Source organism: Allorhodopirellula solitaria, assembly GCF_007859855.1.
GTDB lineage: Bacteria > Planctomycetota > Planctomycetia > Pirellulales > Pirellulaceae > Rhodopirellula > Rhodopirellula solitaria.
In genome coordinates, this window is record NZ_SJPK01000001.1 from 760,425 (window position 1) to 780,154 (window position 19,730).

Here is a 19,730-nt window from a genome sequence, read left to right on the forward strand (position 1 = left end):
ATGTTGAATCGGATCGAGTTGACGATCTCCTCCTTCGCAGCGCGGCCAACTTGATCGCTAGCGCGTGGAAGTCGAGGATTTTCCGGGATAGCCAATCCAGAGCACCCGCGACAAGATGAAACCGAGCAAAATTTCCAGTGCAGGGTGCAAACGAGAACTCAACGCATCAAGACGGCGCTGAGCTGTTTCTCGCACGCGGTAACGATATTCTCGACAATACCGTCGGCATCGGTGCCACTGAGCGTCCCGGTCAAGCTCTGCAGCTCCATCGAAAAGAGCACGCGTTTTCGCTCAGGACCGTCTTGCTTTTCATTGCGATAGGTTTCCTGATACGCCAGGTCGGTCAATCTCTCATCAGCAGCAGACCGGATGACTCCCGCGAGTGCGTCCCAGCGAACCGCTTCAGGCAGGACCAAGTTCAAATCCCGCAGAACCGAAGGGAACGCGCTGACGGCTTGCTGCTGCGGGACGAGGTGCGACAGTTCTACCAAGCGATCTGCAGAGAGTTCCGCAGCCACGACGGTGCCAGGCAGCTTCCAAGACCGCACGAGCGACTCATCGAGGATACCAAGGTATCCGATCACCTCGTTGCTCTGGCCACCATCGAGCGTCATCGCAACGCAACCGCCCGCTGCGAATCCATCCCGCTCGACCGTCTCGACGCGGAGTTTCCCGCGGATGCCGAGGCGCCCGAGGACGGTTTCGATGGTCCCTTTGGCGGCAAAGAAATCCTCGCCCATGACCATGCCGACGTGATAATTTTCCGCGGGCAAGGCCTCGGCGTCGTCGCTGTTTTCTGGGGGCAAGTACACGTGGGCGATCTCGAACAGATCCGCATGCAGGGAAGCCGAGGCCCAGTTCGCGGCGCGGCTCTGCAGCAGGCTTGGGATCAACGATCGCCGCAGTCGCCGGGAGCCTTCAAGCATTGCCGTGCGCGTCTGCATCGCGGGTCGATCGGTCCACGGTGACAGCGAAACATCGAGCTTCTTGGTCACCACGCTCGGCGTCATCGCCTCGCTCAGCCCGGCCGAGGTCAGCACGCCGCGGAGTCGCGACATCGCCGCATCGAAGGGACGCTTGCTGCTCGGTGCGACCGGGATCGGGGCATCCTCGGGGATCTGGTCGTAGCCATGGATCCGTGCGACTTCCTCGATCAGGTCCACTTCACGAGTCAGGTCATGCCTCCACGTCGGCGGCACGCACTGCAGGCTGTTCGACTCCGCACCGCCGTCGCCGTGCGAGCCGTCCACTCGGCAGCCCAAACCTGAGAGGATTCGTTGAACCGTTTCTGATTCGATCTCAATCCCCAGCACCCGGGACAACTGCGAAAGCCGCAGGATGATCGGATCGCGATCGGCAATCCCCTCCGCTGTATCGATGACTCCGGAAGCGACCGATCCGCCGGCGATCTCAGTGATCAGTTGACAGACGCGGCGGCTCGCCCAATCGATCCCTCGCGGGTCGACGCGTCGCTCGAAGCGGAACGACGAGGGGCTATGCAGTTTCAATCGGCGCGCCGTCCGCCGCACGGCCAACGGAGTGAAATCAGCGGCTTCAATGATCACATCGCTGGTACGATCGGACACCTCGCTGCTCGCGCCGCCCATCACGCCGGCAACCGCCAGAGGCGCGTCGGCGTCGGCAATCACGCAGGTCTGTGGTGTCAATTCATAGTCGCGGTGATCGATCGCCTGTAGCATTTCCTTTTGTCGACCGGGCCGCACCACGATCTTGTTCCCGCTGACGGCGGACGCATCGAAGGCGTGTAGCGGTTGGCCGCACTCGAGCATCACGTAGTTCGTCGCGTCGACGACATTGTTGACCACTCCGATGCCAACGGACCGCAGTGCCTGCTGCATCCATTCGGGGCTCTCACCTACTGTCACACCCTGAATCACACGGGCCGTGTAGCGAGTGCAGGCGGTAGGGAATTCATTGACGACCTCGAGCAGATCCTGCACCTTCACGCTCGACTCGTCAAAGTGAACCTTGGGCAGCTTGAGCTTTTGCTCGGTCAGGACGGCGATCTCGCGAGCGACGCCGATGTGACCGAGGCAGTCACCGCGATTGCTGGTCACTTCCAAGTCGATGACTGTTTCCCCATCAACCGTTTCGCTGCCTTCGTGGTTGAGTCCCGAGAGGCTCAATCGATCCACCAACTCATCGTGCGAGAGCGTGAGGTCAACGTACTGCGACAACCAAGATAGCGTGACGAGCATGGGGAGCGTGCTGGAGAGGAAAGGAAGAAAGAGAGTGGGAGTTCACCTGCCGCTCGCTTTAGAACTGCTGGAGGAACCGCAGGTCGCCGCTATAGAAATCCCGAATATCGGTAATGCCATGGCGTCTCATGCAGAGACGTTCGACTCCCAAACCGAAAGCAAAACCGCTGATTTTTTCCGGGTCATAGCCCACCGCTTTAAAAACGTTCGGGTCGACCATGCCAGCGCCCCCGAATTCGATCCAGGTACCGTTCCACAAAAAGTCAACTTCAACGCTGGGTTCGGTGAACGGGAAGAACGAGGGGCGGAAGCGGATTTCGACGTCATCGCCGAGGTAGTTGTTGGCGAAGACGCGGAGCACAGTCTTTAGGTTTGCCATCGTGACGTTGCGATCGACCAGCAAACCTTCCATTTGATGGAACATCGGGAAGTGGGTCGCGTCGGGCGCATCGGGACGATAGACGCGGCCCAGCGAAATGATTCGAATCGGCGGTTCGTCCGATTTCATCACACGAATCTGCACCGTGCTCGTTTGGCTGCGGAGCAACCGTTGACCTTCGCCGGTTTCGCTGGAACGATCGGAGTCATTGACGCTGGCCGTGGCCAAGTAAAAGTTATCCAGCGGATCGCGAGCGGGGTGGTCTTCGGGGATATTCAGTGAGACAAAATTATGCCACGGGTCCTCGACCTCCGGCCCTTCGGCGACTTCGAAGCCCATCCGTCCCATGATCTCGGTGAGATGGTCGATCGTTTGGGTGATCGGATGGACGTGCCCGAGAGTGGGGCGTGTGCCTGGTAGGGAGGGGTCGAATGTCGCATCGATCTGAGCGTCGCCGCCACCACCGACAGACCCTTGAGCTTGCTCAAAGGCCTTATTGATTGCATTCTTGACTTCATTGAGCCGCATGCCAGCGGCCCGCTTGTCGCTCGACTCAATGCCGCCGAGCATTTTCTGCACGTCTTTGAACTGACCGTTCTTGGCACCCAAGAACGCGACGCGTGCCTGCTCGAGCGCATCGGAGTCCGATGCACCTGTGAATGCGGATTCAGCGTCGCTCTGGAGTTCATCCAAGCGACGGAGGAAATTCTGCAGCGACATGGCGAGAGCGGGCCTTACGCGGTTTGCGTTTCGGCAGCCAATGCGGACTTCACCGCATCGCAGACATCCTTGAATCCAGCGGGATCGTGGATCGCCATTTCCGAGAGCGATTTCCGATCCAACCCGATATTGGCTTTCTTCAGGCCGAAGATGAACTCGCTGTATCGCAAGTCGTGCATCTTCACGGCGGCATTGATTCGGATAATCCACAATTTGCGGAATTCGCGTTTTCGCACCCGGCGATCGCGGAACGCATACGCTCCGCTGCGGAGCAGGGTCTCTTTGACCGATCGGGTCAGTGACCCACGACCGCCGACATAGCCTTTTGCACGTTTGAACAGACGTTTTTTAGCTTGTGTCCGGGCGGCACCTTTACGTGTACGCATCTTTCGAAATTCCTTGTGGAAGAGATTCAGTCATTGCCGAGTCTCGATTCAGGCCCCGGCAAGCAGATGCCGAAGTTTTGCCCAATCGAGTTGCCGGGCGATTTCCTAAGCGGGGGATGGTTTCAGTGAGTGACGAGTGTTTAGTTGCTGTAGCCGTTCAGGGCCGCATGAATGGTGGGTTCCATGCATGTGTCCAAGGACGTGGTGCCGCGCAGATTGCGGCGTCGTTTCTTGCTCAAGCCTTTGGCCAAGTGGCTCGTACCACTTTGCCGGTGCATGGCTTTGCCGTTCGCACTGAGGCGAAATCGTTTTTTGGTGCCCTTGTGGGTCTTGACTTTGTTGCCCATTTTAAATCCATCAATGGTGGGGTGTGTTCAATTCGCAAAACGCGTGATTTCGGGCGGATGATAGCGAAGTCGGGCCGCATTCACCAGGGGGTTGTCGCAGTGTTGCAATGCAGCAGCGGGAACTGGGTTGAGTTATGATAGCACGGTCGGTTGCCAATCCCTCATATGGTGAGAGTGAACTCGTTGAACCCCTCGTCCCCCCCCGCCGCTCAGGCATCGCCCCCGCCCGTGGAAGCCGACGTGGCTCAAGTCGCTGAGATCGCCAAACGGGTTATCGGCAATGTCGAGCACGCGATCGTGGGAAAACGCAAACAATTGATCCTGTCCCTCGTCGCCTGGCTCAGCGGCGGACACATTTTGCTCGAAGATGTCCCCGGGGTCGCCAAGACGATGTTGGCCCGGGCTTTGGCAAAAAGTCTCGGCTGCCAATTCAAACGGGTGCAGTGCACCCCCGACCTCTTGCCTTCGGATGTCACCGGCACGTCGATCTTCAACCAGAAGACGTCTGAATTCGAATTCCGTCCTGGCCCGGTCTTTACGCAGATCCTGCTTGCCGACGAGATCAACCGGGCGACACCACGAACCCAGGCGTCCCTGCTCGAAGCGATGGCCGAGGGCCGCGTGACGGTCGATGGAAAGACCTACACCTTGAAACCACCGTTCCTGGTCATCGCGACCCAGAACCCAGTGGATCACGAGGGCACGTTTCCACTGCCCGAGGCGCAGCTCGATCGTTTCTTGATGCGGTTCTCGCTCGGCTACCCCACGCTCGATGAAGAACTGCGGATGCTCTCGATGTTGCAGCGCAGCCACCCCGTCGATTCACTCGAAGCGGTGGCGACGGCGGAGCAATTGGTCGCCGCTCAAGCCGCCATCCGCGAGGTCCATGTCGATCCACGCGTGCAGCAGTATTTGCTGCAGGTCGTCCACCAAACTCGCGACAACGAGCATCTCGCCCTCGGCGGCAGCCCGCGTGCGACGATTGCCCTGTTTCGCTGTTCGCAGGCGATGGCGGCTATCCGCGGGCGAAACTTCGTGCTGCCCGATGATGTCAAAAAGATTCTCGCCCCGGTCATGAACCACCGGCTGATCCTGCGACCCGAAAGCAGGCTGCGAAAGCTGACAACGGAGAAGGTGCTCGAGCAGGTGCTCGGCGACATCGCCGTGCCGACGATCCAGGCGTGATATTGTCCCCGTGAACGCTCCCCCTCGCTCAGCCGCGGCCAGCCCCCCACCGCAAGGTTCGCCTTGGTTCACCGCCATCGCTTGTGCTGCCGTGCTACTGGTGCTCGGCATGATCGCGGGTGCTGGGTTGTGGATGATTGCAGCGATGGCGGTCGCGATGGTCGTTGCCTTGGGGGCGTACGTTTCCTCGCAGTGGTCGCTCACCGTGACTGCTCACCGCGAGGAGCTTCCCGAGAGCGGCCGTGACATTGAGGTACTAGTCGGCTCGCGCGTGCCGATTTGTGTCGCGGTGACCAACACCGGGCGATTGCCTGTCGCATGGGTGCTCGCCGAAGATCTGTTGCCGCGTGCCGCTACCGTGGAAGTCAAGGAGCACGAAGACTTGGTATCGCGAACCCGCGTGATGCCGCTAACCGTCGAGGGGCCGCGATTGGCAGTACTGGCGCTGCTGCCGGGGCAGACGAAACACCTTCGCTACAGCGTCCATTGTCGTCGCCGAGGCTACTATCAAATCGGCCCTACCGTGCTCGAGACCGGTGATCCAGCAGGCATGTTTCGCCGCTACCGGTTGGGGACACCTCCCCTGTTCATCACGGTGTTACCGCGTATCGAGCTGATATCCAATTACGACATTGGATCACGCCGTCCGATGGGAGAGATACGCATCCGCGCCAATGTCATGCCTGACCCAACCCGCATTCGGGGCATCCGCCAGTGGCAGATCGGCGACCCGATGCGAAGCGTCCACTGGGCCGCCACCGCGCGAACGGGCACCCTGCACACCAAGATCTACGAGCCGTCGTCCGTCATCGGTGCCACCATCGTGATCGACCTGCACGTTGCGACCAACCCGGACCGCCACGAGCCCCTACGTACCGACCTGAGCGTGACTGCGGCGGTGTCGATTGCTGCAGCCCTCCTCGAAGCTGGCGAACCGTTTGGCCTGGCGACCAACGGCCGCGACGCGGCCGACCGCGTGCGCAGCGAAGGGTTTCGCGGAGACCATCGCATCGGTGACTTTTTCCCCATGCGAAATTCCGTGGGCAGCGCTACGGCGATGCGGCGCAAAAGCGATCGGCTGCGGCCGGTGCTGATCGACGTCGACCGCGGCCCACAGCACCTCAAGGAGATCACCCGCACGTTGGCGAGGATCGAGCGAACCGATGGGCTGACGCTATCGGAGTTCCTGATCGATACCGAACCGAGGCTCTCCAGCGAAACGACCTTGCTAGTGATCATGCAAGAGGCGCCGCCCGAGACCGTCGCCTCGCTGGTGGGCTTGTCCCGTCGCGGGTGGGCCGTTGCCGTCGTGCTCAACGCCGACAGCATCGATGAGTACACCCGCCTGGCCGCGCCGCTCTTGGCGGAAAAAATTCACGTATCCCACCTGCTCGATCGAGACAGCGTCCGAGATGTCTGTCGTGAACAGGTGGTGCGCTAGCGAGCCTTTGGCAACGGAATGCCGTAATCGATCCGCAGCGAATCCCGTTCATGCTCGGCGCAGCTCCCCAAACTTCGTTTGAGGAGGGTGATGGCATTGCAAACGCTGGCAAAAACGCAACTTAAAACGCGGCCCGATCTCCTCGGCTACCAATCAGCGGCTCATGGCGCCGTACAGGCTTCGCTTGCTGGCCTTGGGAACCGCAATGGGCAACGGCTCGACGTCGAAGGGGAACTTCTCCGCGACACACTTCACGGGGATGCCCTGCGTCGTCTGGTGTTTGACATGATCAGCAAGGCTGGGGTCGATATTGAAAGCGCGGTACTCATTCATCACACGCTGAATCTCGGGTGCATACTCGAATCCACCTCCGGGCAGTTCACGTCCAAGTGAATCGAAGCTGCCGATGGTGACGAGAGATTGTGCTCGATCGTGGAACTCATAGGCCTCGACGCCCTCAGCTCGCAGGAGAGCGACCATCTTGTGAGCGTCGACACCGCACTGGAGCATCCGTTTCCCGCTGGGTTGAAACCCCTTCTCCTTCTTGCCATCGACAATCGTATTGAATCCGGTGAAGGTACGGACCACGACTGTGTACTTGCCTTCGCAGTTAAGCAGGCTATTGGGTTTATCGTCGTTGAGACTGCGTACGAAAGAGTCGACCTCAGGCGATTGAAAGAAGTCCTCGGGCAGCATCGGGTTGCGGGTCAAGAACGCGTTGCCCATAGGGCCACGTTCCTTGTCGGCAAACTTCTCGGCCAAGCGATGGTGGAGCGCTTTAACAGCGGTAACGGGGTTGCGGAAATCGGTTTCAGCAGCCATCTCCTTCTTGTCTTGAAAGACCGCACAGGAGGCGGTTTTGACCCGCTCGAGGTCGGAATCGATGCGTGGGTGCTCGGAGCTGTCGTATTCACCCACTAAAACAGCGTGGGCCTTGTACCGGATCTGGTTTTGATAACGCATTCGGCGACTATTGCGAGCCCCTCCTGCACGCTGGACCGCCGAGCCTGGATTGACCTCGCCCGAAAAATCGAAGTCCTCTTCAAACACGAATGCCGGCAGGTTCAATTCACGGCGGATCTCGAGTGCCAGCCGCTCGGCACGTTCGCCCGATCCTGCTCCCACGAACGTATGAGCCAAAATCATCCACGGGCCATCTTCGGTCGTAAGCTGATAGGATTTTGATCCATCGGCCTCCACGGTATGGTTGCCCCGCTGGAACATTCGCAACAGCGACGGTCCATCACCCCGCGCCGCGGGCATCACGCTCGTCGTAGCGAGCAGAGCAAGCAATGCGATCGATCGGTTAAAAAGCATTCGGCACATTGGCGTCTTGATCATGGAAACGGCTTTCCTGCGGTCGGTTGTCACGGCCCCAGGAGAACCCGAGACGGTGCAGAGAGATTCGGACATCTAGTCGTGAGCTACCAAAATCAGAGCGGCCGAATCAAGTGCAGCCGAAGACCGAGTTTTGGCCGCCGTCCGAACGGCGCGGCGGCGTCAACTGCGGACCGATTGGTTACTCGTGCGGGTGGGACCGCGTCGCTCGAGGAATGGCGAAAGGGCTTGGCGAGAGCCACAGCATCACCTGACTTTCGCTCTAAAAATCAGGTATACTCGAGCATATGTTTCGAAGTACTTGTCGGTAGGTTTTGATTTTTTCGGCACCCGTGGCACTCTTGCCCAAACGGCTGATTCTGTCATAGAAAAGGGCTGGCAAGTTCTTACTTCATCCAAGGCAGGAAAATTCGATGTCTCGCTCCGCTGATCCCTCTCGTCGTTTAACGGTCAATGCCGCTTTTCTGAAAGACATCAAGGACGACAATCGTGATTTGAAGATATTGATCGATCGCGTACGGGTGATCACGCAACCCCGCGAGGCAGCCGCCAATCATTGGTCCGAATTGCTAACCTTGCTGGCCGACCTGCGTGACCAGCTGGCCCTTCACTTCGGGCTGGAGGAAGCCTACGGGTACTTCGACGAAGCTCTCGGCACCGAGGCCGAATTGTCGCTCACGGCGGATCGGTTGCGGTCTCAACACCCGGTCCTGTTCGAGGAAGCTCGGCACCTGGCCGAGGCGGCAGCCGACGCCCACACCGGCGACGCCCCGATCGAGGGCACGACGCCGGAAGTCACCACGGCACAGGAGAAAATCCTGAATCGACTCGAAACGTTTCTCGTGCAGTTTCACGAGCATGAGGAAGCAGAGTTAAAATTGATCCTCGATGCGCTCGAAGAGGACATCGGGGTCGGCGACTGAGCGCCGTCTTTGGCATCAGCGGACGAGTAAAAGCACGCAAGTCGACTTGCGGTGGACAGGCTCGGCGGGCTACGAAGGGTTGCCGATGCGCCGCGTGAGCCAACGCGCCGCCTGAGCCGACACGCCCCCTGCGACTCCACGCTTTCGAGCTTTCACGCTGTGACGAAGATCGACCGCTATATCCTGATTCTGTTCCTTCGCACGGTGCTGGTGTGCTTTCTCTCTCTTGCTGGGATCTTTATTGTCTTTCACGCGTTCACCGCGATCGATGATCTGGTGGCGCTGACGGACACCGGCGAGAGCCTGCCCTCGGTGCTGGTGCGGTTCTACGGGCCCTATCTGATTCTGCTGTTCGATATGACCGGCACAATTATCACGCTCATGTCGTTCCTGTTCACCGTGGGCTGGCTGCGACGGACAGGTGAACTCACCGCTACACTTTCGGCTGGCATCTCTCACGGGCGCATTTTTCGACCGATGATCGTCGCGTCGCTGGTGATCATTTCGGCACAATTGGCCTGCCGCGAATGTGTGATCCCCCAATTTCGCAGCTCACTGACGATGGAAGCGGAAGACCTCAATGGCGAGATTGAGCAAGCCGTCCGCCCGACATTCGATCGATTCGCTGGCATCCTGATCGAAGGAGCTCAACTGGAAACGAAGGCTCGCATCATCGAAAAACCCAACTTTCGAATCGACAGCGAATACGCGGGGTTTGGCGACATCCTAATCGCCCGAGAAGCGGTATGGATGGACGCCAGCGAAGACGCTGCCGCGGCGCCACCGGTGTCCGGATATTTACTGCGAGAAGTGAAACGCCCCGAGTCGATCGGTACGATCGCGTCGGCACGCCGAGGTGATCAACCGGTATTGCTGACGTCGGCCGACCAGGACTGGCTGAACGCGGACGAATGCTTTGTCGCGACGACGGTTCACCCCAATATGCTTCAAACCCAGGACACCGCAACGCGCCTCGCCTCGGTGTGGGAACTCAGCGGACGAGTCCGCAACTCAGCGGTCCACAGCAGCTTGACGCTGCAGACCCAGGTTCACGAGCGGATCGTGCGCGCTCCTCTCGATTTTGCTCTCGTGATGTTGGTTTTACCGCTGGTCGTTAACGCCCGTGGTCGCAAGATTTTTGTATTGATCGGATCCGCCGTGGGCATGGTCCTGGCGTTCTTCGCTTTGAAAACGTTGGCCGGGGCTCTCGGCGGCAGCGGCACGCTATTCACACCCGGCATCGCCGCCTGGGTTCCGCTGCTGGTGGTCGCACCACTGGCCTACGTGCGGTTCCGAGCCGTCCAGCGGGTTTAGCGGGTGGCGGATGATTGCTCTCATGGGGGCAGGGTGAACGCTCCTGTTTTCTAATCTCAAAACCGGGATTCCTGTCAGACAAGCTGACAGGGGATCTGGTCTTTGCGGGTGATCAACCGAGCGGCTCGGCTCGCCAGCACCCGATCCGCTGTCACCACCAGTCTCAAATACCGTGAATCCCTCCGCAATGTAGCCAGACGGCTCCGCCCGTCTGAGCTAAGGATCATGGGAGCCCCAACCGAACCTTACTCCACCAGAGCCACAGTCTTGCCTTCGTTCGCACTGAGTACTGCGGAGTCGACGATCTGTTGGCCGATGCGACTGATCTCTACCGACAGAGGACCTTCGATCGGCTCATCGTTGCAGATCGCGTGCACCATGTACTGCACCGGATTTTGGTAGGGAGGCGCCAGCGTATCGGTGTCTTCCCATTCGCCAGCGGGACACCATTCATTCTGCCAGTGAATGCGGGTGCTATAATCGCGACTGGCGATCGTGCCGCGGGTACCAACGAGAACGAATCCGGTTTTGGGGTGCGGCTGGTGGGTCCAAGGATCGGTATACAACCCCCAGCGAGTTTCGAATTTTGACAACCCACTGGCGTACTTGGCAATCGTAATGCTGTGTTCGTCCACCTCGAGCCCCACGGAGGCATCGACCATGGTCGTAACCTCAAGCGGACGCCGTCCGTTCATGAACCAGGTGCCCAGGGTCGTCCCGTAGCCCAGGTAGTCCAATAGCGAACCTCCACCTTGGCTCTTTTTGTAGAACCAGCTCTCGGATTTCTCTTGAGCAATCTCCTCTGGCGTGCGCTCCACCTTATCCGCCCCGTGGAACAAAGGACCGCGGTTGCCGCCGTGGTAGTGGACCTCGAGAAGATCCCCAATATGCCCTTCATCAACGTATCGCTTCGCGGTCCGATGACAGGGCATCCAGGCCAATGGCCAGTTAATCGCTAGCCGGCTGCCCGACGCCTCGCAGGCAGCGATCATTCGATCCGCTTCGGCGAGGGAGGCCGCGAACGGTTTTTCGACAAGGATGTGACAACCATAGGGCGCCACGCGCTCGACCCACTCACCATGCGTCGAGGCCGCCGGGCAAAGGATCACCAAATCGGGCTGGGCAGTTTCAAGCAACTGCGCGTGATCGGTGAAGACATTCTCCTCAGGAATCTCGAATGCCTGACGGGCCTCCCGCATGCGCCCAGGGTCCTCATCACAAATTCCCACCAGGTCCACATCGCGGTGCTCAAAAGCCATCCGCAGTAGATCGCCCATATGGAAATGATCGAAATTGATGCCCGCGACTTTCAATCGCTCGTTCATGATAGTTCCCGGCAATGCGCCGCTCCTGATCGTGTCCATGGTCGGTGATGGAGAGTATCACGAATCAGTTTACCACACCCGTCGGCGAGCGGCAGGGATTTTGCAGTTCGGCGGCGCACCCTGCCGGGGTTCAGCGCTTGCTCAGTTCCGTGCCCAAGGCGATGCGAGCTTCCGCCATGATACGAAGGTCCTCCTCACTCGAATCGATCCCGCGGACCATCTGCGAACTGGTTTCGATCGAGTTCTGCGGCCTCGCTTCGGCGGTGTCGTAGATACTGCCCGAGAGCAACGCGGTGATCAGCGAGAGCGTTTGAGTTATCCGTGTCATGGTCGTTATCCTCATCGAGTGAAATGGGTGGCGAGGGACACCATCCCTGATGCCCTGACGGCGATGATGAGAATGCACGCGGTGTGCCAGTTTGTCGCAGGCCACTCGCCATTGTCCGGAAGCCATGACACGGCAAGCGTTTACGCCGCGACCTCCCCATTTGGGGTCCATGCAATGCTCAGCAGATTGCATGCACGAGACTGCAGCTGCCCCCCAGGAAGATCGCGCAGGTTTCGCTAGCCGTCAGGCTGGGTCACGCGTCCGAAGATATCCTTCAGGATGGCTTGCTCGAGCGAGGTGTCGCGTCCCAGGGGGATCCAGCCGAGCGTTTGGGGGCTTTCGCCGAACGTATCAGCGCGACTGATTCGCGTTCCATCGTGGCGTGTGCCGATGATCGATTCCGTCGCATTCTGCGTGCGGTCGGTGTCCTCGAGATCCTTCTGCACGATCACTTCAACGCTGTAGCCAGCGGCGTCGGGGCGGACGGTGACGATCGCCCGGCGGCGGATCGTCTGCAGGGTGCTTTGCAGCCGTTCGAATCCGGTCGTGTTGTCCTTCTGCCACGGCTGGAAGATCGAGCCAGCGACTTTGTAACTCGTTTCGATTTTTCCTTCGAGCACGATCCCTTGGCTGTTGACGACCGGTTGCTGCCGCGCGATTCGAAAGTAGTCATCGAGAGTGTCGACAACTTGCAGCCACAGAAAATCGTCGGCGACCGCGGGCAGTTCAAGCGGGTTGGGAACGTATTGCTGCGGCACGTCGCTGGTCAAACGATAGGCCAGCGTCCCACATCCCGCGGGCAGCAGGATCGCTACGAGTGCGAGCAGCAGCGTGGTGCCGTGGAGGCCCCCAAGAGGCAGCCTGGAAGCCTCGCGGTCGCGCATCGAGGAAAGCAATTTCATCGGCGTTGGGTTGGTCGGGCGGCGATTTGTGGCAGCGGCCTGGCGCCGGGAATGTCTTCGGGAAAGAGCGACCAAACCGGCACGCGGCGGCGGACCTCATCCATCGCTTCGACCTGAGACTTGGCGATCTTCTCCTTCTGCAGAATTTTACGGATATCCTCCTGGACTTTTGCCAGCGGCGTGACGCCCGCAGGCTCTCGGTCGATCACCCGGATAATGTGGTAAGCATCCACGTCTTCGATGATCTGACTCATTTCACCGGTCGGGATGGAGAATATCTGTTCGTCAAGTACTCGCGAGGCCAGCGCGCCTTGGTTGGTCCAGTCGTGGAGTCCTCCATCGCTAGCGAAGGGCTCCTGACTCTTTTCGCGGGCGATCGCTTGCAGGTTGCCACCAAAGAACGCTTCCCGGCCCATCCCCCAAATCGCATCGTAAGCGGCTTTTTGATTTTCAAAATTTGCGAACTTGACAGTAATCTGTTCCCATTTCGCCCGCGACTCGTTGTAAAAGTCATCCTGGTGGGTGACGTAGTATTCGTGGATTTCCGACAGCGCGATGGGGGGATCGCGATTGACTTTTCCCTGGAGGTAGACGTGCCCGAGCATGGCGTCGATGAACTCCCGCTCGCGGGCAGCCAACGACGTCGCTTCGGCATGGAGCTTCTCGTCGAGATCGGCGAGTGAGTCCGCTTGATACTCTTCACGCAGATCCGGGACTTCGGATTCGAAGAACATTTGCCGAGCCTGAGCCTGCATTTTCTTGTCGGCTTCACGGCGTTTCTCCGCCGTCTGGGTTGCGACTTGGTCGAGCAGGAAAGATTCGCGCATCATCCGGCTCTGGATCGTTTGAGCGAGGAGCCCGCGGAGCATGCGGACACGGGCGAACTGAATCTGCTCTTCGGGGATCTCTTGACCGGCTTTGGAAACGACCTCCTGGATCCTCGCTTCGATGCGGGGGTTGATTTCGCCAAGCAAAATGGAACTTTGCCCAACGATCGCCACGACCGCGGACGGATCCGTCGGCAGGCTGGCGTGCATCGCCTCGTCTATCTGAGCCTGAGTGAGTGCTTGGCCGGATACTGGGGGCGCAGCAACCATCACGACGATCACAGCAACCATCAGGCGTGCAAGCGGCAATTGGAGTGGCAGGGGCATGGCGGGCCCAATGGCAGGGAAGGAGGCGAATAATAGCGAATCGTCAATCGCTTGTAGAGGAATCAATCACAGAATTGCAACAGAGAATCGCGGGCATCCAGGTTGCCCAGATTGACGCCCGCGCAGAAACGGAAAAACCGGTACGAACCGAACAAATTCTCATTCGTTCGATATTTGCCCTCGCAATGGACGACATTCCTAGTGTGACCCTCCCTCATTGCTCCGGCAGCGTCTCCCCTGCCCGCCCGAGCACCTCCTAATTGATCGATCGGACCGTACGAGATGAGCTATACAGAGCAGCTGGAGCAAGGCGAAGTCGCCTTGTTGAAATCACGAAGTCGAAAGCCCAGAGTGGACCATGGCCAGGCGGCTCAGTCACCGCTGGAGATCTACCTTCGCGAGATCAACGAGACCCCCCTCCTGTCGGCTCTGGAAGAAACCGAGCTGGCGACACGGATTGCCGGCGGTGACGTGATGGCTCGCGACCAAATGGTGCGGGCCAATCTGCGGCTCGTCGTCAACATCTCACGCGGCTACACCGGCAAAGGATTAGGGCTGCAGGATCTGATCGAAGAGGGCAACCTCGGCTTGTTACGTGCTGTCGAGGGCTTCGACCCCGTCCACGGGACGAGGTTCAGTACCTACGCCAGCTACTGGATCAAACAGGCGATCAAACGGGCGTTGATCAACAGCGCCAAAACGATTCGCATCCCCGCCTACATGGTCGAACTGCTCAGCAAGTGGCGACGTGCGACAACTCGTTTGGACGAAGAACTTCGTCGCACACCGACGAATGAGGAAGTCGCCCGGATGCTCGGCCTGCCCAAGAAAAAGCTGCCGATCATCCGCAAGGCCATCAAGATCAACAACGCCACCCCGCAAAGCGATCAAACGGATTCGGGATGGTCGCTCGGCGATATGGTGATGGATGAGCGATTGAAGGCGCCCGATGAGGAGATGCTCGATCACGACATTCTCAAGCATGCGATGAGCCTACTCGATGGCCTGGACGAGCGAGACGCGACTGTGCTCAAACTTCGCTTCGGGCTGGGTGGTGCCGATCCCATGACACTCAAGGAAATTGGTGCCGAACTCGGTTTGACACGCGAACGGGTGCGACAGATTGAAACCGAGGCGCTGCGGCGGCTCGCGGACGGATTGACCGACCCCCGCGACTTGGGCTTCTGAGAAAGGAGCGGCCGAATCTCATCGAAGCTTTCGGCTCGAAGGAAGGCGAGAACAATGGGTGACGCATTCGTTCACCCTTCCTCAGGGAGGCTGATGTTCTCCATACCAACCTGCGAACGGACTGTCGTTTTATTCGATGATGACTCCGCAATAATGAGCCGAGAGCCGTAAGGCCAATGCCATCTATTTTGCCCCCATTCGGGGCCTCATCACGATGGTAATCCGACGCGTCAGCGAGGAAGATGCAGTGTTTTGCGTGGCGAACAAGTGATCCTCGCTGACGCGTCGGATTACCAAGACCGCTTCGCGGTCGAAAGTAGATGGCATTGGCCGTAAGGCCCCGGGTGACGCCGCCCACCCAGCCGCTTACGCGTCTCGGCTCATTCAATCGAAAGCCCGCTAAGCAGCTAGCATCATCCCGGCCCGGTATTGCCCCGGGGCTCGCCGCGGACCAGCGGAGCTAAGTGGGCGTATTCGATGAGGCTCTCGGCGATTCCAGCGATGGCCGAGTCGATTTGCCATCCAGCGTGATTTCGATCACCCGCTTCGTTCGAAATGCCACGCACGATCGAGACCGGCACGCCAGCGATCTGGCACGCCAGCGCCACCGCGAATCCCTCCATATCCTCCGCCGCATAGCTGAAGGCGGCCACCGGGTCCGTGCCCCCGGATGCGTGCGTGGGTGTCACGCGGCGGCGAACCGTCATGGCCGCAGGTCGATTTGCTGAGGCGGCACACCGCGAAACCAAGCCCAGCTCCGCTCGCCCAGCGCGGGCGTGGACCGGACGGGCGCGGACCGGGAGAACGAGGTCCAGACGATCGGCGATCGGCGCGCCGCATGTCCCGCCGTCGAGCTGGTTCCAACCCAGTGTCGCGGCAGATTGAAATGAGTCTGCTTCGCCGACACCGATCCCGTCGCAAACAACGCTGCCAAACCAGTAGGCCGAGCCCACCTTGCATTCAGGGCCGAGTGAGCCAGCGATGCCTGCCAGAACGACGCGCGAAGGGCGGTGCAGACTGAGATGCCGCATCGTCATCGCGGCAGCCGCCACCAATCCAAAGCCGCACGTTTCGACCTGAAACCGATCCCATACAGACAATCCGCGAGCCTTCTGCTGCCGCAGCGCCGCATGCAATTGTTCGCGTTCCATGGCGGTAGGGATCAGCAGCAGAGGTCGAGACCCTGTCATCGCCGCTACCGACCACCACGGCGGATCTCACTGCCTTCAAAGCGAACTTGAAAACGAAAGATCTTCTTGGTCCGACAGGTGATCTTGCCGGTTTTCAAATCAAAGTGATCAGGGGTTTCCGCAAAATTGATGTTTGCCACTCCCCGAAATCCGCGTTCGGCGAACACATCGATGACCATCGCGAGGGTCAAGGGATCTTCGAAGATCGTGTCCTCACTATTGATCACCGCTAAACCCGCGATCGCGTGACGTTGGATGATCGGCATGAACCGTTCTTCAATAATGTCGATGACCGCGTGGAAAAGTTCTCCGTGTTCGAGTTGATAGCTATCCAAACGACGAACGAGTTCTTGCCGGGCATGCACTCCCAGCTCCGTTGCCAGCGGCAAACCGCGGACGGCATCATAGGTTTCTGGATCGAGTTCGAGCGACGATTGATAATCCAACTCCACGCGGATCTTCTGCTCGACTTCCTCGATCGAGCCGTCCGCGTCAATGAAGTGGTAGTGGTAGATCTGTTTGAGCGACTGCAGCGCATCCCACGTTTTCTCTTTGAAAACACGATACCGGCGTTTGGCGGCGATCGGATCCAAGTCCGTAGGGCGAAGTTCAATTTCTTGCCCGGCCCCCTCGAGAACGACACGTTCATTGTGGGCGGCGATCTTGCGTCCACGCAGCAACTGCCTCTCGATGCTCGTCCTTTCATCAATAAACAAGACGACCGCGTGCACGGTCGGTTTGCGGAAATTGATCGCCAGCGGTGTGGTGTGGTACTCGCGATAGAGCTGGTTCATCTTCTGAATGAGCAAGTGCAAACACTCGACCTGGACCCGCGTCCGTGGGAAGCCGTCGAGGATGCATCCATCGCGATAGGCCGGCTGCAATAATTTGCGAAACAGGATACCTACCACCTCCGTGTCGCCCACCATCCCACCGGCCTCTTTGATCCGTTGGGCTTCAGGAGTATTCAGCAAATCGCTGACGATGATCGGGGGGCAGGTCAGTCCACGCACCTTGGAGATGAACTCGCTGTTGGTTCCTTTCCCACTGCCGGGAGCACCTCCCAAGAGGATCAGCTCTTTGGAAAACCGCAAGTTCTCGTGCCCGATCTCGTTTTCGAGATCTTCCCAGACGGTGTTGAAAATAATCTGCGCGTCTTTGACTTCCAAATCTTCGACGGCATTCTCACTCGCTGCGGCCACAGCCTGATCGGTGACAACTTGAGATGCCTGCAACTCGAAAGAAAAGGGATCACTCATCGCACCACCATTTTCGACTGTCGAGAGAGAGGTCTCCGCGTCCGATGCAGGGGGCTCGCCCGAGTCGGTCGCGGGAGTCGGCAGTTCAGAATTCGGATCGAGATCGGATGACATTAGCGGACGACCATGATTCGGGATTGGCGAGCGGAAAGGAGCATCCTAACCACTGGCGTGGAAACTGACAAAGGTGACGTCGCCGGCAAGTGCGTTTGCCCGTAAAACCTTCCCCACGGTAGGGGATACTGTCCAAAGCAACGCCGCCTCACGGTGAGAGGCTGGCGATGCCTCTGCTCAGTACGCGACAGACATTCCTACGCCACAGGCATTCTAGAAACTAGCCAGCGGTTTGAGGGCCGCGAACACCACCCGAAACGCCTTATTGCTCCCCCGCCCCGGAGGATTCGGATGAATCAGGGAGATTGAGCGGGTTAATCCGAACCTGAGGACGTGAATCTTCGAGCCGCCGAATCCCTGCGTCGCTGATCTGGGTGCGCTGCACGTCGAGGATTTTCAGATTCGGCAACGCTGCGAGTGTCTCGAGCGCTTCATCTGAGATCGGAGTGCCCGTCAACCAGACCGTTTCCAACCGGGGGCAGTGCTGCAGCGATGCCACTACCGAATCATCAATCGCGGTCCAGCTCAGGTCCAACTCGCGGAGCTCCGTCGCCCCCGCGATCAGGCTGCCGATGGCTGGCGTGATCTGCGTCGCCTCCAAGCTCAATTGATCCAGCTGGGCGGCGTCGCTGATCAATCGTTCTACCGACGGTCCGGCAATCTTCGTCCGCGACGCGTCGAACCACCGCACCTGCGGCAGCGGTGGCAATGCATCCCACCCGCGCTCGGTGATCTCACACGCCGCCAAACAGATCGCCGTTGCGCTGCCGGTGATCGGGGCGGCGACCAGATCATCGTCTCGGACCAATAGAAACCGATCAACACGATCGTCTTTCTCGGAGTGCGGATGATTGAGACTGGCGAAGTCGGCGACGTCGACTCCGTAAATCTCGGCGAGCTGATCGATGATCATCGCTCGCTGAGCCGATCCGGGATCGCTGTCGAGCGCATAATGTGTTCGCAGGATCGCCTGCGAGTACCAGAGCGACAAATCGGCGCGTTGTTGGATCTCAGTGCGATCTCCTTGCAGCTCGGCGATTGGCGCAGTCGGTTGGCGGGCGATCAAAGATTGATAGCGAGCGTACTGCAACCGCTTGCTATCCCAGCCCCCGATGCTCGCCAGGTGTTGGCCGTACCGCAGCGATTCAAAATGCCCAGCGATCCCTTCGACTAACCAAAACGCGTCCGTGGTCGCTGTCGTCGCGCCCGCACGCGTCCGATCAGTGGCCTCTTCGAACAGTTGATGGCAGACCTCATGGGCGATCGATGACTGATCGGCTTGCGGATAGAAAAAGGAAGTGGCTAACGAGTCGCTGTAGAATCCGGTCGAGGCCGCGATCGTGGAAGAACTCGCTGCTGAAATTTGCCGCTGCGAAACAGTCTGCTGGTAGGCGCGTTCATCGGGGAGCAGGACGACCCGGTGTCGCTGGCGGAGGGACAATCTCGACCGGGCCCGTTGAGAGAGGAACTCATCGGCAGTGGTAGCCTCCGGGCTCCAATCCGACAAGCTAACTGCGGCCGCGTCACGGCCGACCCAGAGCGGGAAGTAGAGCTGGGTCCAGACCCAATAAATCCGCTCGAGATCGCGGGCGATCTGTCTTGAGTCCACTTCGCTGGCGCGGGTGAGAATCTCGAAGTGAGGTGTCTGCACCACCGCGAAACTTGCGGCCCTCCACCGCAAAAAGCGAGGTGACGTGCGACCTTTCCTCGCACTCACCTGGACCTCTTCCTCGAGCGGCAGCCCGAGCCAGCGGCGGACGGCAACCGATCCGGGCTCGCTGGAATGGGCCTTCCATAGAGCCATGTAACGCGCCCAATCGGCGTCGCCACCCATCGAGGATGCGTCGATGCCAAGCGATTCGGTCGGCAGCGCGCCCGCCTGACGAATCGCCGCGTCGGCGAATGTATCCCTGTCGGTATCAGCCGCCCCAGTTGGAGCGGGCAGGTAACATCGAGTCCGGTCCGCTGCCGATCCCGCGGCCATCCAGAACAGAACGAGACCACATGCCATCGCACAG

General features: G+C 59.4%; 17 protein-coding genes. 5 read left to right on the forward strand and 12 right to left on the reverse strand.

The genetic code is table 11. The features are described 5' to 3' along the window. Positions 1–158: 158 nt before the first annotated feature. The 4 genes from pheT to rpmI all read right to left on the reverse strand — a co-directional run bounded on the left by pheT (position 159) and on the right by rpmI (position 4,051). The gene (gene pheT / locus CA85_RS02915; protein ID WP_146389759.1) at positions 159–2,219 is read right to left on the reverse strand and encodes a phenylalanine--tRNA ligase subunit beta; all 2,061 of its coding nucleotides are present in this window, start codon (positions 2,217–2,219) and stop codon (positions 159–161) included. Between the two features lie 58 nt (positions 2,220–2,277). Continuing rightward, positions 2,278–3,318 (reverse strand): phenylalanine--tRNA ligase subunit alpha, encoded by a 1,041-nt coding sequence (pheS, locus tag CA85_RS02920; RefSeq protein ID WP_146389760.1) that lies wholly within the window; start codon positions 3,316–3,318, stop codon positions 2,278–2,280. A gap of 14 nt (positions 3,319–3,332) precedes the next feature. Then, positions 3,333–3,704, reverse strand: a complete 372-nt coding sequence (gene rplT, locus CA85_RS02925) for a 50S ribosomal protein L20 (RefSeq protein WP_146389761.1) — start codon at positions 3,702–3,704, stop codon at positions 3,333–3,335. 140 nt (positions 3,705–3,844) lie between these two features. Continuing rightward, entirely contained in the window at positions 3,845–4,051 is a 207-nt protein-coding gene (gene rpmI, locus CA85_RS02930; RefSeq protein WP_146389762.1) for a 50S ribosomal protein L35, read from the reverse strand. Positions 4,052–4,216: 165 nt separating this feature from the next. Here rpmI and CA85_RS02935 point away from each other — a divergent pair, with 165 nt between their 5' ends. Together CA85_RS02935 and CA85_RS02940 are read left to right on the forward strand one after the other, a co-directional pair. After that, on the forward strand, positions 4,217–5,236 hold the full coding sequence (locus CA85_RS02935) for an AAA family ATPase (RefSeq protein ID WP_315852695.1): 1,020 nt from the start codon (positions 4,217–4,219) through the stop codon (positions 5,234–5,236). A 10-nt stretch (positions 5,237–5,246) separates the two neighbouring features. Then, positions 5,247–6,677 carry a DUF58 domain-containing protein gene (locus tag CA85_RS02940; protein ID WP_246112439.1) on the forward strand — a complete coding sequence of 477 codons (1,431 nt, stop codon included), beginning with the start codon at positions 5,247–5,249 and terminating at the stop codon, positions 6,675–6,677. A gap of 153 nt (positions 6,678–6,830) precedes the next feature. On the opposite strand, the gene CA85_RS02945 is transcribed toward CA85_RS02940, so the two are convergent. Beyond that, a complete protein-coding gene (locus tag CA85_RS02945) occupies positions 6,831–8,018 on the reverse strand; it encodes a hypothetical protein (RefSeq protein WP_246112440.1) in 1,188 nt (395 codons plus the stop codon). 410 nt (positions 8,019–8,428) lie between these two features. Between CA85_RS02945 and CA85_RS02950 the strand changes: the two genes are divergently transcribed. Further along, complete coding sequence (locus CA85_RS02950; protein WP_146389763.1) at positions 8,429–8,938, forward strand: hemerythrin domain-containing protein; 510 nt, start codon at positions 8,429–8,431, stop codon at positions 8,936–8,938. A 159-nt stretch (positions 8,939–9,097) separates the two neighbouring features. After that, a complete protein-coding gene (locus tag CA85_RS02955) occupies positions 9,098–10,252 on the forward strand; it encodes an LptF/LptG family permease (RefSeq protein WP_146389764.1) in 1,155 nt (384 codons plus the stop codon). 245 nt (positions 10,253–10,497) lie between these two features. Here the strand turns inward: CA85_RS02955 and CA85_RS02960 are convergent, their stop codons facing one another. The 4 genes from CA85_RS02960 to CA85_RS02975 form a co-directional block, all read right to left on the reverse strand. Continuing rightward, positions 10,498–11,577 (reverse strand): Gfo/Idh/MocA family protein, encoded by a 1,080-nt coding sequence (locus tag CA85_RS02960; RefSeq protein WP_146389765.1) that lies wholly within the window; start codon positions 11,575–11,577, stop codon positions 10,498–10,500. A 130-nt stretch (positions 11,578–11,707) separates the two neighbouring features. Further along, positions 11,708–11,905 carry a hypothetical protein gene (locus CA85_RS02965; protein ID WP_146389766.1) on the reverse strand — a complete coding sequence of 66 codons (198 nt, stop codon included), beginning with the start codon at positions 11,903–11,905 and terminating at the stop codon, positions 11,708–11,710. Positions 11,906–12,141: 236 nt separating this feature from the next. Next, positions 12,142–12,807 (reverse strand): hypothetical protein, encoded by a 666-nt coding sequence (locus CA85_RS02970; protein WP_246112441.1) that lies wholly within the window; start codon positions 12,805–12,807, stop codon positions 12,142–12,144. After that, on the reverse strand, positions 12,804–13,961 hold the full coding sequence (locus tag CA85_RS02975; protein WP_186774704.1) for a peptidylprolyl isomerase: 1,158 nt from the start codon (positions 13,959–13,961) through the stop codon (positions 12,804–12,806). Before CA85_RS02975 ends, CA85_RS02970 begins: the two co-directional genes overlap by 4 nt. A 282-nt stretch (positions 13,962–14,243) precedes the next feature. Between CA85_RS02975 and CA85_RS02980 the strand changes: the two genes are divergently transcribed. After that, on the forward strand, positions 14,244–15,149 hold the full coding sequence (locus CA85_RS02980) for a sigma-70 family RNA polymerase sigma factor (protein ID WP_146389767.1): 906 nt from the start codon (positions 14,244–14,246) through the stop codon (positions 15,147–15,149). A 413-nt stretch (positions 15,150–15,562) separates the two neighbouring features. Here CA85_RS02980 and mqnB read toward each other — a convergent pair whose 3' ends face one another. From mqnB to CA85_RS02995, 3 genes are all read right to left on the reverse strand, one after another. Beyond that, positions 15,563–16,339 (reverse strand): futalosine hydrolase, encoded by a 777-nt coding sequence (gene mqnB, locus CA85_RS02985; RefSeq protein ID WP_146389768.1) that lies wholly within the window; start codon positions 16,337–16,339, stop codon positions 15,563–15,565. Positions 16,340–16,344: 5 nt separating this feature from the next. Continuing rightward, the gene (locus tag CA85_RS02990) at positions 16,345–17,598 is read right to left on the reverse strand and encodes a nucleoside monophosphate kinase (protein WP_146389935.1); all 1,254 of its coding nucleotides are present in this window, start codon (positions 17,596–17,598) and stop codon (positions 16,345–16,347) included. 376 nt (positions 17,599–17,974) lie between these two features. After that, complete coding sequence (locus tag CA85_RS02995; RefSeq protein ID WP_186774706.1) at positions 17,975–19,723, reverse strand: leucine-rich repeat domain-containing protein; 1,749 nt, start codon at positions 19,721–19,723, stop codon at positions 17,975–17,977. Positions 19,724–19,730 lie beyond the last annotated feature (7 nt).